The organism is Saccharothrix sp. HUAS TT1, assembly GCF_040744945.1.
Taxonomy (GTDB): domain Bacteria; phylum Actinomycetota; class Actinomycetes; order Mycobacteriales; family Pseudonocardiaceae; genus Actinosynnema.
In genome coordinates this window covers 4,581,983-4,600,411 of record NZ_CP160453.1, presented here as the reverse complement: position 1 = coordinate 4,600,411, position 18,429 = coordinate 4,581,983, and the positions used below count along the sequence as shown (strand labels likewise).

General features: G+C 75.0%; 4 protein-coding genes. All 4 read left to right on the top strand.

Annotation, left to right across the window (positions count from 1 at the left end; translation table 11 throughout):
* The first annotated feature begins 163 nt into the window (after window positions 1-163).
* The 4 genes from AB0F89_RS21955 to AB0F89_RS21940 are packed head-to-tail and all read left to right on the top strand — an operon-like array spanning window position 164 to window position 18,424.
* The gene (locus tag AB0F89_RS21955) at window positions 164-11,479 is read left to right on the top strand and encodes an SDR family NAD(P)-dependent oxidoreductase (protein ID WP_367127401.1); all 11,316 of its coding nucleotides are present in this window, start codon (window positions 164-166) and stop codon (window positions 11,477-11,479) included.
* Entirely contained in the window at window positions 11,476-12,303 is an 828-nt protein-coding gene (locus tag AB0F89_RS21950; RefSeq protein WP_367127400.1) for a hypothetical protein, read from the top strand. The genes AB0F89_RS21955 and AB0F89_RS21950 overlap by 4 nt, the downstream gene beginning before the upstream one ends.
* Before the next feature lie 17 nt (window positions 12,304-12,320).
* A complete protein-coding gene (locus tag AB0F89_RS21945) occupies window positions 12,321-15,404 on the top strand; it encodes an amino acid adenylation domain-containing protein (RefSeq protein WP_367127399.1) in 3,084 nt (1,027 codons plus the stop codon).
* A 14-nt stretch (window positions 15,405-15,418) separates the two neighbouring features.
* Window positions 15,419-18,424 (top strand): type I polyketide synthase, encoded by a 3,006-nt coding sequence (locus AB0F89_RS21940; RefSeq protein WP_367127398.1) that lies wholly within the window; start codon window positions 15,419-15,421, stop codon window positions 18,422-18,424.
* Window positions 18,425-18,429 lie beyond the last annotated feature (5 nt).

The following is an 18,429-nucleotide window of genomic DNA, read 5'->3' as shown; positions in this document are numbered from 1 at the left end:
CGGCGCTGCCGCTTTCCGGCAATGGTCGACAGGCTTCCTAAAAACGTCCTTATCGGCCGCTAAAGGCCGATCACCGGCAGTTCCGCTTTAGACCGCGCCTAGGTCGCGCTAAGTCGGGCTGGGCATGGTGGTCGGGTCCCCGGTAGCCGAAGGAAAGATTCGCATGCCGAACGAAGACAAGCTCCGCGAATACCTCAAGCGGGTGACCGCCGACCTGCAGCAGACCCGGCGGCGGCTGGCCGACGCGGAGGACGCGGCGCGGGAGCCGGTGGCGGTCGTCGGGATGGGGTGCCGCTTCCCCGGTGGCATCACCTCGCCCGAGGAGCTGTGGCGGGTGCTCGCGGACGGCGTCGACGTGGTGGGCGACTTCCCGCGCGACCGCGGCTGGGACCTGGACGGCCTGTTCGACCCGGACCCCGAGGCCACCGGCAGGTCCACCGTGGACAAGGGCGGGTTCCTGCCCGACGCCGGCGTGTTCGACGCGGGGTTCTTCGGGATCAGCCCGCGCGAGGCGCTGGCCATGGACCCGCAGCAGCGGTTGCTGCTGGAGGTCACCTGGGAGGTGCTGGAGCGGGCCGGGGTGGACCCGGCGGCGCTGGCCGGCAGCGACACCGGCGTGTTCGTCGGCGTCGGGCCGCAGGACTACGCGCCGGACGTGCGCGAGGTGCCCGCCGAGGTGGAGGGCTACCTCGGCGCGGGCGTCATCCCCAGCGTCGCGTCCGGCCGGATCGCCTACGCGTTCGGGCTGGAGGGCCCCGCGCTGACCGTCGACACCGCCTGCTCGTCGTCGCTGGTCGCGCTGCACCTGGCCGTGCAGTCGCTGCGCCGGGGCGAGACGTCGCTCGCCATCGCCGGCGGGGTCACCGTGATGACCGCGCCCCGGCTGCACGTCGAGTTCAGCAGGCAGCGCGGCCTGTCCCCGGACGGGCGGTGCCGGGCGTTCGCCGACGGCGCCGACGGGACCGGGTTCTCCGAGGGCGTCGGGCTGGTGCTGCTGGAACGGCTGTCCGACGCACGACGGCACGGCCACCGGGTGCTGGCCGTGGTCCGCGGCTCGGCGGTCAACCAGGACGGCGCGTCCAACGGGCTGACCGCGCCGAGCGGACCGGCCCAGGAGCGGGTGATCCGCCGGGCGCTGCTGGACGCCGGGCTGGTGGCCGCCGACGTCGACGCCGTCGAAGCGCACGGCACCGCCACCCGGTTGGGTGACCCGATCGAGGCGCGGGCGTTGCTGGCCGCCTACGGGCAGGACCGGGACGAGCCGCTGCGGGTGGGGTCGCTGAAGTCGAACATCGGGCACGCGCAGGCGGCGGCCGGGATCGCCGGCCTGCTCAAGGTGGTGCTGGCGCTGCGGCACGGCGTGCTGCCCCGGACGCTGCACGTGGACCGGCCGACGTCGCACGTGGACTGGTCGACGGGCGCGGTGGAGCTGCTGACCGAACAGCGGTCGTGGCCCGCCGGCGACCGGGTCAGGCGGGCCGGTGTGTCGTCCTTCGGGCTGAGCGGCACGAACGCGCACGTCGTGCTGGAGGAGGCGCCGCCCGAGGAGGTCGTGCGGCCGGTGCTCGCCGACCCCGCGCCGTGGGTGCTCTCGGCCCGGTCGCCGGCGGCGCTGCGCGCCCAGGCGGGCAGGCTGCGGGAGTTCGCCTCGGCGCACGCGGACGTGCCGGCCGCCGAGATCGCGCACGCGCTGGTCACCGAGCGGGCCGCGTTGCCGCACCGCGCCGTCGTGGTCGGCGAGGACCGCGCCCGGCTGCTCGACGGGCTGGCCGCGGTGGCGGCGGGCGACCAGTCACCCGACGTGGTGGTCGGCGAGGCCGTGTCACCCGGCGGGGTGGCGTTCCTGTTCACCGGCCAGGGCAGTCAGCGGTGGGGTGTCGGCCGGGAGCTGCACGCGGCGTTCCCCGTGTTCGCCGCCGCGTTCGACGAGATCTGCGACCGGCTGGACGTGCCGTTGCGGGACGTCCTCCACGGTGGCGACCCGGAACTCCTCGATCGCACCGAATTCGCGCAGCCGGCCCTGTTCGCCGTCGGGACGGCGCTCTACCGGCTCGTGGAATCGTTCGGCCTGCGACCCGATTACCTGATCGGTCACTCGATCGGTGAACTCACCGCCGCCCACGTCGCCGGAATCCTCACCCTGGACGACGCCTGCCGGCTCGTCACCGCGCGCGCCCGGCTGATGCAGGCCGCCCCCGCGGGCGGCGCCATGCTCGCCGTCCACGCCACCGAGGCCGAGGTCCGGCCCCACCTGACCGGGCGCGTCGGCCTGGCCGCCGTGAACGGCCCCCGTTCCGTCGTCCTCTCCGGCGACGCCGACGCCGTCGCCGAACTCGCCGGGCGGTTGCGCGGGAGCGGCACGCGGGTCAAGGAGCTGCGCGTCAGCCACGCCTTCCACTCGCACCACATGGACGGCGTGCTCGCGGACTTCGAACGCGCCGCGTCCGAGGTGACCTACCACGAGCCCGCGATCCCGGTCGTCTCCAACGTCACGGGCGGCCTGACCGACCTCCGCTCGCCCGCCTACTGGGCCGGGCACGTCCGGTCGGCGGTGCGCTTCCACGACGGCGTCCGCACGCTCCTGGACGCGGGCGTCACCGCGTTCCTCGAACTCGGCCCCGACCCGGTGCTGACCGGCGCGGTGGCGGAGGCGGTCGCCGAGCGGCCGGGCGACCACGCGGTCGTGCCCGGCCTGCGGGCCGACCGGCCGGAGGTGAGCGCCGTGCTCGCGGCGCTCGGCCGGCTGCACGCGCACGGGACGCCGGTGGACTGGACGCGCGGCGCCTCGGGCCGGGTCGACGTCGACCTGCCGACCTACGCGTTCCAGGGCGAGCGGTACTGGCTGACCCCGGCGCCGCGCGCGGACGTCGGGTCGATGGGGCTGACCGGCGGTGGTCACGCGCTGCTGCCGGCCGCCGTCGACCACGCCGACACCGGCCGCCGGGTGCTGACCGGGCGGCTGTCGCCGGCCGCGCTGCCGTGGCTGGGTCAGCACGAGGTGGCGGGCTCGGCGCTGCTGCCGGGCACCGCGTTCCTGGACCTGGCCCTGCACGCCGCCGGTGGCGCGGGCGTGGCCGAGCTGACCGTCGAAGCGCCCCTGCCGCTGGGCGAAGCCGTGTCGTTGCAGGTCATCGTGGACGGGAAGGCGATGACCGCGCACTCGCGCGCGGACGGCCCCTGGGTGCGGCACGCCGTCGCGACCTTCGCCGAGCGCGGCCCCGAGCCGGAGCCGGTGGCGGTGTGGCCGCCCGCCGGGAGTTCGCCGGTGGAGCTGGGCGAGGTCTACCCGCGGCTCGCCGAGCGCGGTTACGCGTACGGGCCGGCGTTCCGCGGGCTGACCGCGCTGTGGCGGGCGGGCGACGCGCTGCACGCCGAGGTGACCGTCCCGCCCGGTGTCGACGTGACCGGGCACGCGATCCACCCGGCGCTGCTCGACGCGGCGCTGCACCCGCTGGTCGTCGCGGCGGTCGAGGCCCCGGACTTCACGCCCCGCGTGCCGTTCGCGTGGACCGACGTGACGCTGCACGCCACCGAGGCCACGTCGCTGCGCGTGTCGTTGACCCCGGTGGGTCCGGACGCCGTGTCCGTCACCGCCACCGACGGGTCCGGGCGTGCGGTGATCTCGATCGGGTCGCTGGTGCTGCGGCCGATCGCGTCGGGCGGGTCGGCGGTGGCGGACCCGCTGTTCCACCTGGACTGGACGCCGCTGCCCGCGACCGGGTCGCCGGCACCGGAGGTCGGTGCGGTGTTCCTGCCGGTGGAGGGCGGGTCGACGGTCGAGGCGGTCCACCACGCGACCGCGCGGGTGTTGCGGGCGGTGCGGGAGTGGGTGGGTGAGGAGCGGCCGGCGTCGGCGCGGCTGGTGGTCGTGACCAGGGGTGCGGTCGCGGTCGAAGTCGGTGAGGACGTGCGCGATTTGGCAGGTGCCGCGTGTTGGGGGTTGCTGCGGGCGGCTCAGGCGGAGGCGCCGGGGTCGTTCGTGCTGGTCGACGTGGACGGAGCGGGCTCGGGGGCGACTGGACTTGGTTCGGACGGGCTGGAGTCGGCGTGGTTGCGGTCGGCGCTGGCTTCGGGCGAACCGCAGGTCGCGGTGCGGCGCGGGGTGGTCTACGCGAACCGCTTGGTCCGGACGGCCGGCGATGACGTGCTGGAGCCGCCGAGCGGTGGTCGCCCGTGGCGACTCGGGTCGACCGGGGGCGGCGCGATCGAGAACCTGGCACTCCTGCCGGTGGACGAGCCGGCGGGCGGTGAGCCGGCGGCTGGGCAGGTTCTGGTCGAGGTGCGGGCCATGGGGGTCAACTTCCGCGATGTCCTGATCGCCCTCGGCAGCTACCCCGATCCGACCGCCGCCATGGGTGGCGAGGGCGCGGGTGTCGTGATCGCGGTCGGTGCCGGTGTCGACCGGTTCCGGCCCGGGGATCTCGTCATGGGGCTGTTCGCCCGAGGTTGCGGCCCCGTCGCGAGCACCGACCACCGCACGGTGGCCCCGATCCCGCACGGCTGGTCGTTCGCCGAAGCCGCGGCGGCCCCGATCGCCTTCCTCACCGCCTACCGCGGCCTGGTCGACCTCGGTGGTCTGCGCGCCGGTGAGTCCGTGCTGGTCCACGCCGCCGCGGGCGGGGTGGGCATGGCGGCCGTCCAGCTCGCCAGGCACCTCGGCGCGGACGTCCACGGCACCGCGAGCACCGGCAAGTGGGACGTGCTGCGCGCCCAGGGGTTCGCCGACGACCACCTGGCCGACTCCCGCACCCTGGACTTCGAGCAGCGCATCCTGTCGGCCACCGGGCAGCGCGGGGTCGACGTGGTGCTCAACGCCCTGGCGGGCGAGTTCGTCGACGCCTCGCTGCGACTGCTCCCCCGGGGCGGCCGGTTCCTGGAGATGGGCAAGTCCGACCTCCGCGACCCGGGCACCGTGCCCGACGGGGTCGCCTACCGGGCGTTCGACCTGCTGGACGCCGGTCCCGACCGCATCCGCGAGCTGTTCGCCGACCTGACCGCCCTCTTCGCCGACGGCTCCCTCCGGCCACTGCCCGTGACGGCCTGGGACGCGCGGCACGCGCGAGCGGCGTTCCGGCACGTCAGCCAAGCGCGGCACGTGGGCAAGGTGGTGCTCACCCTCCCGCGCGCGATCACCGCGACCGACACGGTGTTGATCACCGGCGCCAGCGGCAGCCTGGGAGCGCTGATCGCCCGCCACCTCGTGGCAGAGCACGGCGTCCGGAACCTCGTGCTGCTCAGCCGCAGCAGAAACCCCCAACTCGAAACCGAACTGGCCGACCTCGGCGCCACCGCCCACTTCGCCGCCTGCGACGTCGCCGACCGCGACGCCCTCGCCCACGTCATCGACCAACACCAACCCACCGCCGTCATCCACACCGCCGGGGTCCTGGACGACGCAGCCCTCACCACCCTCACCCCCGACCGGCTCGACACCGTCCTGCGACCCAAGGTCGACGGGGCCTGGAACCTGCACGAACTCACCCGACACCTCGACCTCGACGCGTTCATCCTGTTCTCCTCGGCGGCGGGTGTCATCGGCAACGCGGGACAGGCGAACTACGCGGCGGCGAACTCGTTCCTCGACGGGCTCGCGACGCACCGCCGCTCGCGGGGCCTGCCCGCCGTGTCGCTCGCGTGGGGCCTCTGGGACGTCGGCATGGGCGCGGCGCTCGGCGAGGTCGAGCGGCAGCGGATCACCGACTCCGGGCTCAGCCCGATCAGCGTCGAGCAAGGGCTCCGGGCGTTCGACGCCGCGCTCGGCCACCACCGCGCCGCGCTCGTGCCGGTGTCCCTCGACCCGGCGGCGTCGCGCTCCACCACCGTGCCCCCGCTGCTGCGCGGGCTGGTGCGCGCGCCGCTGCGACGCGCGGTCAAGGCGTCCGACTCCTCGCTGTCGCAACGACTTCCCGCACTGGCCGAGCGCGAACAGCTCCAGGTGCTCGTGGACCTCGTCCGGACCGAGGCGGACGCCGTGCTCGGCCGCTCGGGCGGCGACCCGCTCGACGCCGACCGCGCGTTCAAGGAGGCCGGGTTCGACTCCCTCTCGGCCGTCGAGCTGCGCAACCGGCTGGGCGCGGCGACCGGGCAGCGCCTGTCCGCCACGGTCGTCTTCGACCACCCGACGCCCGCCGCCCTCGCCGCGCACCTGCGGGCGAAGCTGGTCGACGCGACGCCCGTCACGACGCCGGTGGTCGAGGTCGCGGACGCGGCCGACCCCGTCGCCATCGTGGCGATGGCCTGCCGCTACCCGGGCGGCGTCACGTCGCCGGAGGACCTGTGGCGGCTGGTCGACGGCGGTGTCGACGCGATGGGCGCGTTCCCGGCCGACCGGGGGTGGGACCTCGACGGCCTCTACGACCCCGACCCCGGCGCGACCGGCAAGTCCTACAGCCGGCAGGGCGGTTTCGTCGGCGACGTGGCCGCCTTCGACCCCGAGCTGTTCGGGATCAGCCCGCGCGAGGCGTCGGCGATGGACCCGCAGCAGCGCCTGCTGCTGGAAACCGCGTGGGAGGCGTTCGAACGGGCGGGCATCCCGCCGGGATCGGTGCGCGGCAGCCACGGCGGCGTCTTCACCGGCCTCACCGCGAGCGACTACCTGACCCGATTGGGCACGCTGCCCGATGGCGTCGAGGGCTACGTCTCCACCGGCACGACGCCGAGCGTCGCCTCCGGTCGCATCGCCTACACGTTCGGCCTCGAAGGCCCGGCGGTCTCGGTGGACACGGCCTGCTCGTCGTCGCTGGTCGCGCTGCACCTGGCCGTCCAGTCGCTGCGCAACGGCGAGTGCTCGCTGGCACTGGCCGGCGGGGCCGCCGTGATGGCGAGCCCGCTCACCTTCGTGGAGTTCAGCCGTCAGCGGGCGCTCTCCCCCGACGGCCGCTGCAAGGCGTTCTCGGACGCGGCGGACGGCACCGGTTTCTCCGAGGGCGTCGGCGTCCTGCTCCTGGAGCGCCTGTCCGACGCCCAGCGCAACGGACACCAGATCCTTGCGGTCATCCGAGGTTCGGCGATCAACCAGGACGGCGCGTCCAACGGACTCACCGCACCCAACGGGCCGTCACAGGAACGCGTCATCCGCCAGGCACTCGCCAACGCCGGACTGTCTACTAAGGACGTACAAGCTGTGGAGGCGCACGGCACCGGAACGAAACTGGGTGATCCGATCGAAGCCCAAGCCCTCCTCGCCACCTACGGCCAAGACCGCGAAACACCGCTGTGGCTGGGGTCTTTGAAGTCGAACATCGGACACACCCAAGCAGCGGCCGGTGTCGGCGGCGTCATCAAGATGGTCATGGCCATGCGGCACGGCCAACTCCCCCGCACCCTCCACGCCGACCAGCCCACCTCGCACGTCGACTGGACCACCGGGGCGGTCGAACTGCTGGCCCAGCCCCAACCCTGGGTGGCCCAACCGCGACGGGCCGCCGTGTCGTCGTTCGGCATCAGCGGCACCAACGCCCACGTCATCCTCGAAGAACCACCCACCACCGAACCGGTCGAGCCGGTCCTCGTCACGACCGACGCCGTGCCGTGGGTGCTGTCCGGCGACACCCCCGAGGCGCTGCGGGCACAGGCCCACCGGCTGACCGAATTCCTCGCGGCGAAGCCCGAACTGGCCCCGGCCGCCGTCGCACATGCCCTCGTCACCACGCGGGACGCGTTGGACCACCGCGCGGTCGTCGTCGGCGAGGACCGGCGGCAGCTCCTCGACGGCCTGACCGCCCTGGCTCGCGGCGTCGACTCGCCGCACGTCGTCACCGGCACCGCGACGGTCGGCAAGACGGTGTTCGTGTTCCCCGGTCAGGGTTCGCAGTGGATCGGGATGGCACGCGGCCTCTGGAACACCTCCACCGTGTTCCGCGACCGGCTCACCGAATGCGCCAAAGCACTGGCCCCGTACGTGGACTGGGACCTGCTCGACGTCCTGCTCAACGACGGCGACCTGGAACCGGTCGACGTCGTCCAACCCGCCCTCTGGGCCGTCATGGTCTCCCTGGCCGAAGTGTGGCGATCCTGCGGCGTCACACCCGATGCCGTGGTGGGCCACTCCCAGGGTGAGATCGCCGCCGCCTGCGTCGCAGGCGCACTCACCCTGGACGACGGCGCACGCATAACCGCACTGCGCAGCCAGGCCATCACGACGTTGGCCGGCGCAGGCGGCATGGCCTCCGTAGCACTACCCGCCGACGAAGTCCGAGCACGGATCGGCGACCGCGAAATCGCCATCGCCGCCGTCAACGGACCCACCTCAACCGTCATCTCCGGCACCACCGCCGCACTGGAAGAATTCCTGGACACCCTCCACGACGCCCGAACCCGCCGAATCGCCGTCGACTACGCCTCCCACTCCACCCAAGTCGAACAACTGCGCGGACAACTGCAGAAGTCCCTCGCACCGGTCGAACCACGCGAATCCGGGATCGCCTTCTACTCCACCGTCACCGGCGACCGACTCGACACCACCGAGCTCGACGCCGACTACTGGTACCGCAACCTGCGACAACCGGTAGAGCTGGAGAAGACCACCCGGGCACTGCTCGACCACGGTCACCGCACGTTCATCGAGATCAGCCCGCACCCCGTGCTCACCGGGTCGCTGCGCGACACCTGCGACGACGCGGGCACGTCCGCCGGCGTCGTCGGCAGCCTGCGGCGCGGTGACGGGTCGTGGGTGCGCGTGACCACCTCGCTGGCCGAGGCGTCCGTGGCGGGCGCGCGGGTCGACTGGGCGTCGTCGTTCGAGGGCACGGGCTCGGTGGAGCTGCCCACGTACGCCTTCCAGCGGCGGCGGTTCTGGTTGGAGCCGACGGCGGTGACCGGTGACGTGTCGGCCGCCGGGCTGACCGGCGTCGACCACCCGCTGCTCGGCGCGGTGGTCGGCCTGGCCGGGTCGGACGTGACCGTGCTGACCGGCAGGGTGTCGGTCGCGGACGTGCCGTGGCTGGCCGACCACGCGGTGGGCGGGGTCGTGCTGCTGCCCGGCGCCGCGTTCGTCGACCTGGCCCTGCACACCGCCGCGCACCTCGGCCTCGGCGCGGTCGAGGACCTGACCGCGCACGTGCCGCTGTCGTTGCCGGACAACGGGACTGTGCGGTTGCAGGTCACCGCCGAGGCCCCGGACGAGGCGGGTCGGCGGGCGGTGACCGTCCACGCGCGGCCGGACGACGACAGCCCGTGGACCCGGCACGCGGACGGCGTGCTCGTGCCCGCCACCGACATCACGACGGGCTCCGTCACGCCGCCCGCCGGCGCGGTCCGGGTCGAGCTGGACGACCTGTACGGGAGGCTCGCCGACCACGGCTACGACTACGGGCCGTCCTTCCGGGGTCTGACGGGTCTGTGGCGCGACGGCGACGACCTCTACGCCGACGTGCGGCTGCCGGAAGGGCTCGACCACTCGGGTCACGTGCTGCACCCGGCCCTGCTGGACGCCGCGCTGCACCCGCTGCTCGCGACGGCGGTGGCGGACGACGCGACGCGCGTGCGGGTCCCGTTCTCCTGGAGCGGTGTCACGGTCGCGCCGGGAGCGCGCACCGCGTTGCGGGTCCGCCTCACCCGCACCGGCACGGACACGGTTTCCGTGACGCTCGCGGACACCGATGGCGTGCCGCTGGGCGGTGTCCGGGACCTCACCTCGCGTGAGCTGGACCCGGCCGCGCTGCGCCGGGCCGACGTCCGCCTGCACCAGCCGGTGTGGCAGCGGGCGCGCACCGCCGACGCGTCGCCGACCGGTCTGGTCGCGTTGCTCGGTCACGACCACTTCGGGATCGCCGACGCGTTCGGCCCGGTCCAGCGGTGCGCGGACCTCGCCGAAGCGGACACGGCGGTGGACGCGGTGCTGCTCTGCTGGCGCGACGGCCCGGCGGAGCTGTTGGCGCCGGTCCAGCGGTGGCTCGCCGACGAACGGCTCGGCGGCGCCCGGCTCGTCGTGCTGACCGACGGCTCCGCCGACCCCGTGACGTCCTCGGTGTGGGGCCTGCTGCGGACCGTGCGCTCGGAGAACCCCGGCCGGGTCGTGCTGGTCGACCTCGATGACGACGCGGCCTCGCGACGCGTGCTGCCGAAGGCGCTCGCCGGGCCGGGGTCCGAGTTGCGGGTCAGGCGGGGCGAGGTCTTCACCCCCGCGCTGGTCCCGGCCGACCGGGAACCCGAGCCGGTCCGGTTCGAGCCCGGGGGCACGGTGCTCGTCACCGGGGCGACCGGCGTGCTCGGCCGGTTGTTCGCCCGCCGGCTCGTGACCGCGCACGGCGTCGAGCGCCTGCTGCTGCTCAACCGGAGCGGCGCGGACGACGGGCTGGCGGCGGAGCTGGCCGGGCTCGGCGCGACCGTGGCGTTCGCGGCCTGCGACGTCGCCGACCGCGACGCGCTCGCCGGTGTGCTGGCCGGTGTGCCGGCGGAACACCCGCTCACCGCCGTGGTGCACACCGCCGGGGTGCTGGACGACGGTGTCGTGCGGGCGTTGGACGCCGAACGGCTCGACGCGGTGTGGCGGCCCAAGGCGCTCGGCGCGCTCAACCTGCACCGGCTCACCGAACACCTGGACCTCGCCGCGTTCGTGCTGTGCTCGTCGTTGGCGGGCCTGGTCGGCAGCGCTGGTCAGGCGAACTACGCGGCGGCCAACGCGTTCCTCGACGCGCTCGCCGAGCACCGCCACGCCCGAGGGCTGCCCGCGACCTCCGTGGCGTGGGGCCTGTGGGGCGACGAGCACGGCGCGGCGACCGGGTTGGCCGGGGGCAGGTTCCGGGCCACCGCGCAGGGCGGTGTGCTGCCGCTGTCCGAGGACGAGGGCGCCTCGCTGTTCGACGCCGCGCTGGCCACGCCGCACCCGGTCGTCGTGGCCGCGCGGTTCGACCTCGGCGCGTTGCGGGCGCAGGCCACCGCCGGAACGCTGGCGCCGCAGCTGAACGGCTTGGTCAAGGCTCCCGCCCGACCGGCCGCCACGCCGGTCCCGCTAATCGAGCGGTTCGCCTCGATGTCGGCGGCCGAGCGGTCGCGCCGGGTGCTCGACCTGGTCCGGACCAACACCGCTGTGGTGCTCGGGCACGCCGACCCCGCCCGGGTCGAGGACGACCGGCCGTTCAAGGACGTCGGTGTCGACTCGCTCCTCGCGGTGGAGCTGCGCAACCGGCTCGCGGCGGCCACCGGGCTGCGGCTGCCCGCGACGCTCGCGTTCGACCACCCGACGCCGGCGGCCGTGGCCGAGTTCGTGCGCGCGGCCCTGGCGCCCGGAGCGCCGGAGGACCCGGTGCTCGTGGAGCTGGACCGGCTGGAGGCCGCGCTGGCGGCGTCCACCGCCGACGACGAGCTGCGCCGGACCGTCGCCGCCCGGGTGGGCGACCTGATCGACCGGTGGGCGCCACCGGTCCGCGACCACGGCACCACCGACGAGGACCGGATCAGGTCCGCGTCGGCCGACGAGATCTTCGACCTCATCGACCAGAAGTTGGGTTCACTCGCCAACCAGGGGGACAAGGCATGAACGCGCTCACCGCGTGGCACGAGATCAACCGGGGCACGTCCGACGAGGTCGTGCTGGCCTCTGACTTCGACCTGCCGGGTCGTCCGGAGGCCCGGTTCACCGACCTCGCCGAACGGCTCGACCCCGCCGTCGCGCTGTGGGTGACCGACGCGCACGCGGTGGTGTCCTCGTTCGAGGACTCCGTCGACACCTACGTCAAGCAGTGGGTGGACGAGGTGGAGGCGAGCGGCAAGCGGGTGCGGGGAGTGCTCGGGTTCTGCGGCGGCAGCCTGTACGCGGCGGCCATCGCCGCCGAGGTCGAGCGGCGGCGGGGGGAGCTGCCGCCGACCGTGCTGTTCGACCCGGAGCGGTCGACGTCGCTCGGCATGTACTTCCAGTTCGCGAAGGCCGTGGAGCAGCTGGCGCCCGCGCTGTCGCAGGCCCGGTTCGGCCTGGCGGTCGAGGCGGGGCAACGCGCGCAGCGGGGCAGCGCGAGCCTGGCCGAGCTCGCCGCCCGGCTGTTCGAGGTGTTCGGCGGGGTCAGCGACGAGGCGTTCACGCGGCTCGGCGTCACGGCCGAGCGGCGCGCGGAGTTCGTGCGGTCCGTGCGGGTCTTCCTGTCCTACATGGCCGTCGCCGACCAGGTCGACCCGGCCGACGTGTGGCGCCGGTCCACGGCGATCAGCTCGGTGACGCCCACCAGTGGGCTCAACGGGTTGCGCGCGCTGGACCCCCGGGCCGCCGACGGCCTGGTCGCCGAGGAGGTGCGGTCCGCCGACCGGCACGTCGACCTGCTGCGCAGCGCCGAGGTGGCGCGGACGGTGTCCGCCGTCCTCGCCCGATGAGCACCGGAGGCCCGAGGATGACCACCACGACGCTGACCCCCGCGTCCCGCAAGGAACAGGCGCTCTGGCTGCTGGAGCAGCTGGCCCCGGGCAGCGGCGCCAACAACCTGTCCGTCGTGTTCGAGGTGGCGGGCCGGCTGGGCGAGTGGGAGCTGCAGCGGGCGCTCGACGTCCTCACCGCCCGGCACGAGGTGCTGCGCACGGTGTTCCACGCGGCCGACTTCGGCCTGGTCAAGCGGACCCTGCCGGCCGACGTGCCGGTGCTCCCGGTCGAGGTCCGCGAGCTGGCCCGGTCGGAGGTCGACGCGCAGGCCGAGGCGCTCATCGCGCGGCCGTTCGCGTTCGACGGCTCGCCGCTGCTGCGCGCGGTCCTCTTCCGCGGCGAGCGGTCCGACGTGCTGTGCCTGGTGGTGCACCACCTCGTCTTCGACACGATCTCGGGCGCGATCCTGCTCGACGAGCTGATCGAGACCTACGGGCTGGTGTCCGAGGGGCTGGAGCCGCCGGGGGTGCGGCCCGCGTCGCCGGTCCCGGCCTCGGACGACGCCGGGCCGGCGTACTGGCGGGAGCGGCTGCGCGGGTTCGACCCCGACGGGCTGCGGCTCTCCTGCGGCACGCCGGACGTCGCGCGGCCGACGCTGGCCGGCGACTCCGCGTTCCACGAGCTGTCCCCGCGGGCGGTCCGGGCGGTGCGGGCGTTGCGGACCGAGCTGCGCGCGCCCGAGGCGGTCGTGCTGCTGGCCGCGTACTACCTGCTGCTCGCCCGCCACGGCGCGGGGCCGGACCTGGTCGTCGGCTCACCCGTGGACGTGCGCGGCCCGCGGGCGCCGCGGGCGATCGGCTACCACGTCACCACGTTGCCGCTGCGGGTGCGGGTCGACCTGGCCGACGGGTTCCGGCCGCTGGTCGCGGCGGCGCGGGAAACGTTCCTGGGCGCCATCGCGCACGCGGACGTGCCGGTGGACGCGTTGCTGTCGGAGGTCGGCCACCGGCGCGACACGTGGCGCGACACGGTGTTCCGGCACGGCTTCAACTACGTGCCGGACGTGGGCGAGGAGTCGTTCGAGATCGACGGCACGCCCGCCCGCCGGCTGTTCTTCGAGAACGGGTGCAGCAAGCTCGACCTGGAGTTCTTCTTCGTCTCGGCGCGGGACGGCATCCGGATCAGGGGCGCCCACTCCACCGAGGTGTTGAGCGCGACCGACGTGCGGTTGCTGTTGCAGCGTTACGACGCGCTGCTCGCCGGGCTCGGCGAGGACCCGGACCGGCCGGTCGGCGAACTGCCGCTGTTCGGTCCCGAGGACGTGGCGGTCATCGAGGCCGCCAACGACACCGCGCGCGACCTGCCGCACCCGGCGCTGCCGCAGGCGATAGCCCGGCAGGTCCGGGCGACACCGGGCGCGGTGGCCGTGGTGGACGGCGACCGGCGGGTCACCTACGCGGCGTTGTGGCGGGCCGCCGTCGCGGTCGGCGACGTCGTGCGGGGCGCGGGGGCGCGGCCGGGCGACGTCGTCGCGCTCGCCGGTCCGCGCGGCCCGGAGCTGGCCGCCGCCGCGATCGGCGTGTGGCTCGCCGGGTGCGCCTACCTGCCGCTGGACCCCGACCACCCGCGCCGACGCACGGCGGACGTGCTGCGCGACTCCGGGGCGCGGACCGTGCTGGCCGCGCCGGGCGTGGACGTGCCGGCGGACCCGGACGTCGTGGTCCGCGCGATGCCGCCGGTCGTGGCCGGAGCCGGGGAGGTCGTCGTGGACGAGCCGGTCACCGATCCCGACGAGCCCGCCCTGCTGATCTACACCTCCGGGTCCACCGGCGCGCCGAAGGGCACCGTGATCACCCATCGCGGTGAGGCCAACGTCGTGCAGCACCACGTGCACGAGCTGGGCGCCGGTCCGGCCGACGCGACGCTGTGGCTGGTGCCGTTCACGTTCGACCCGTCCGGGATCGAGCTGTTCCTGCCGCTGGTGTCCGGTGGCCGGATCGTCGTCGCGCCGGACGCCGCCCGCACCGATCCCCTGGTGCTGGCCGACCTGGTGGAGGCGCACGGCGTCGGCATCGTCCAGGCGACCCCGACGACGTGGCGGACGGCGGTCGAGCGGGTCGGCGACCGGCTGCGCGGCCTGCGGGTCGTCGCCGGCGGCGAACCCCTGCCGCTCGCCGTCGCCAGGCGGCTGACGGCCGCGGGGTGCGAGCTGCGCAACGCCTACGGGCCGTCCGAGACGACGATCTGCTCCACCATGCGCCTGGTGCCGCCCGACGCGGCGGCGGTCGACGTCGGCAGGCCGATCTTCAACACCACGGCGTTCGTCGTGGACCCGGAGGGGCGGGAGCTGCCCATCGGGGTGGTGGGCGAGTTGTGCATCGCGGGCGCGGGGGTGTCGGCGGGCTACCGGGGTCGGCCGGAGCTGACCGCCGAGCGGTTCGGCACGCACCCGGCGCACGGCCGGTTCTACCGCACCGGCGACCTGGCGAGCTGGCTGCCGGACGGCGGGATCGCGCTGCACGGCCGGTTGGACCGGCAGGTGAAGGTGCGCGGCAACCGGGTCGAGCTGGACGAGGTCGAGGCGGCGCTGACCGGCCACCCGTCCGTCCGCGCCGCCGCCGTCGTGGTGGTCGAGGAGGAGGGGGAACAGGTGCTGCGGGCGTTCGTCGTGGCCGACGAGAACGGCGAGCAGGCGTCGGGCGAAGCCGACGAGAGCGGCGGTCTGGTCGACCGCCTGTGGGAGCACGCCTCCCGCCTCCTCCCCCGCGCCGCCGTGCCGCAGGACTTCGTGCTCCTCGACGCGCTCCCCCTCACCGCCAACCACAAGGTCGACCACCAGGCGCTGCGCCGCGCCGACCGCCCCACCCGGGCGCTCCCGGACGACCACCTCGGCGACGAACTGGTCGCCGGGCTCGTCCGGCTGTGGCGGGACCTGCTCGACCGCGCCGACGTCGACGCGCACAGCAACTTCTTCGCGCACGGCGGCCAGTCGCTGCTCGGCGTGCGGCTGATGCAGCGCGTGGAGGACTCGTTCGGCGCCGGGCTCCCGCTCGCGGAGCTGTTCGCCAACCCGACGCCCGCCCGGCTGGCCACCCGCCTGCGCCGGGCCGTCGGATGAGGGAGGGAACCCCCATGGCAGGCGAGGACGCCAAGCTGCTCGACTACCTCAAGCGGGTGACCCTCGAACTCGGCGCGGCGCGACAACGCCTGCGCGAGGTGGAGGACCGCCTGCACGAGCCGATCGCGATCGTGGGCATGAGCTGCGCCTACCCCGGCGGCGTCGAGTCGCCGGACGACCTGTGGCGGCTGGTCGAGGCGGGCGGTGACGCGGTGTCCGGGTTCCCCGCCGACCGCGGCTGGGACCTGGACGGGTTGTTCGACGCCGACCCCGACCGGGAGGGCGCCTGCTACACGGAGGAAGGCGGCTTCCTGTCCGGGTTCGCCGCGTTCGACGCCGGGCTGTTCGGCATCACGCCCCGCGAGGCGTTGAGCATCGACCCGCAGCAGCGGCTGCTGCTGGAGCACTCGTGGCAGGCCGTCGAACGGGCGGGCATCGACCCGCGGCGGTTGCGCGGCAGCCGGACCGGCGTGTTCGCCGGCGTCATGTACAACGACTACGGCTCGCGGCTGCGACCGCCGCCGCCCGGCTTCGAGGGCTACCTGGGCAGCGGCAGCGCGCCGAGCGTCGCGTCCGGCCGGGTCTCCTACTCGCTCGGCCTGCGGGGTCCGGCGATCACCGTGGACACCGCGTGCTCGTCGTCGCTGGTCGCGCTGCACCTGGCGTGCGCGGCGCTGCGGCGCGACGAGTGCTCGCTGGCGCTGGCCGGCGGCGTCACGGTGATGGCGACGCCCGGCGTGTTCGTGGAGTTCGCCCGGCAGCGCGGCCTCGCGCCGGACGGTCGGTGCAAGTCGTTCTCCGCCACCGCCGACGGCGCGGGCTGGGCCGAGGGCGTCGGCCTGCTGCTGCTGGAACGGCTCTCCGACGCGCGCCGGGCCGGGCGGCGGGTGCTCGCCGTCATCCGGGGCAGCGCGGTGAACCAGGACGGCGCCAGCAGCGGGTTGACCGCGCCGAGCGGTCCGGCGCAGGAGCGGGTCATCCTCGACGCGCTCGGCGACGCCCGGCTGACCCCGGCCGACGTCGACGCCGTCGAGGCGCACGGCACCGGCACGACGCTGGGCGACCCGATCGAGGCGCGCGCCCTCCAGGCCGTCTACGGGCGCGACCGCGACCGGCCGCTGTGGCTGGGCACGCTGAAGTCGAACATCGGCCACGCGCAGGCCGCCGCCGGTGTCGGCGGGGTGATCAAGTCGGTGCAGGCGCTGCGGCACGGCGTGCTGCCGCGCACGTTGCACGTGGTCGAGCCGACACCGCACGTCGACTGGGCGGGCAGCCCCGTCGAGCTGCTGCGGGAACCGGTCGGGTGGCCCCGGTCCGACCGGCCGCGCCGGGTCGGCGTGTCGTCGTTCGGGATCAGCGGCACCAACGCCCACCTGATCGTGGAGGAGGCCGCGCCCGAGGAGGCGACCACGTCCGGGGCCGACGGCGTGGTGGCGCTGCCGGTCGCCGGCCGGACGCCGAAGGCGCTGCGCGAGCAGGCCACGCGGCTGCTGGCCCACCTGGAGGCGAACCCGGACGTCCCGCTCGCCGACGTCGCGCACACGCTCGCCACCGGCCGGACCGCCTTCGAGCACCGCGCCGTCGTGCTGGGTGACGATCGCGGGCAGGTCCTCCGGGGGCTGGAGGAGCTGGCCGGGGGCGGCAGCGCGCCGCAGGTCGTGCGGGGCGCGCCCGATCCGGGCGCGAAGGCGCCGGTGGCGTTCCTGTTCTCCGGCCAGGGCTCGCAGCGGCCGGGGATGGGCGAGCGGCTGCACCGCGCGTTCCCGGCGTTCGCGGCGGCGTTCGACGAGGTGTGCGCGCACCTCGACCCGCACCTCCCGGCGCCGTTGCGGGAGGCCGTCGCCGACGACCGGGTCGACCGCACCGAGTTCGCCCAGCCCGCCGTCTTCGCGGTGGGCGTCGCCACGCACCGGCTGCTGGAGCGGTTCGGCGTGACGCCCGACTTCGTCGGCGGCCACTCGATCGGCGAACTGGTCGCCGCGCACGTGGCGGGCGTGTTCTCGCTGGCCGACGCGTGCCGGCTGGTCGCCGCGCGCGGCCGGCTCATGCAGGCCGCGCCCGCGGGCGGCGCGATGCTCGCCGTGCAGGCGTCCGAGGACGAGGTGCTGCCGCTGCTCACCGGGCGGATCGACCTCGCGGCCGTGAACGGCCCGTCGTCGGTCGTGGTCTCCGGGGACGCCGACGCCGTCGCCGCGTTCGGCGAGCGGTGGCGGGAGCGCGGCAGGCGGACCAGGCGGCTGGTGGTGAGCCACGCGTTCCACTCGTCGCACATGGACCCGGTGCTCGACGCGTTCCGCCGCGTCGCCGAGGACGTCACCTACCACCAGCCGGAGCTGCCGGTGGTGGCCGGGGACGTCACCAGCCCCGACCACTGGGTGCGGCACGTCCGGCAGCCGGTGCGCTTCGCCGCCGCCGTCGACCGGCTGCGCGAGCGGGGCGTGCGGACGTTCGTGGAGGTGGGCGCGGACAGCGTGCTCGCGCCGATGGTGGCGGAGTGCCTGGGCGGCACGAGCGCCGAGGTCGTCGCGACGGCGCGGCGCGACCGGCCCGACGTGCTCGCGGCGCTGACCGCGTTGGCGCGGCTGCACGTGCGCGGCGGCGCGGTCGACTGGTCGGCGGCGTCCGCCGGGCGGACGGTGGAGCTGCCCACCTACGCCTTCCAGCGCCGGGTGTACTGGCTGGACGCGGTGGCGCCCGCGCGGCCGGCGAAACCGGAGCGGCCCGAGCGGCCCGAGGAACCGGCGGCCGGGCTCGCCGACGTGCCGGAGGCGGACCGGAGGGCGGCGCTGCTCGCCCTCCTGCTGGACCTCGCGGCCGAGGTGATGGGACTGGAGTCCGCGGCCGAGGTCCCGACGGGCACACCGCTGCCCGAGCTGGGGTTCACCTCGCTCATGGCGGTGGACCTGCGCAACAAGGCCGCTCGCGCGGTGGGCGTCGACCTGCCCGCCGCGCTCGTGTACGACCACCCGACTTTCGACGCGATGGCGAGCTACCTGGATTCGCTCGTCACCGCGAGGTGAGGACC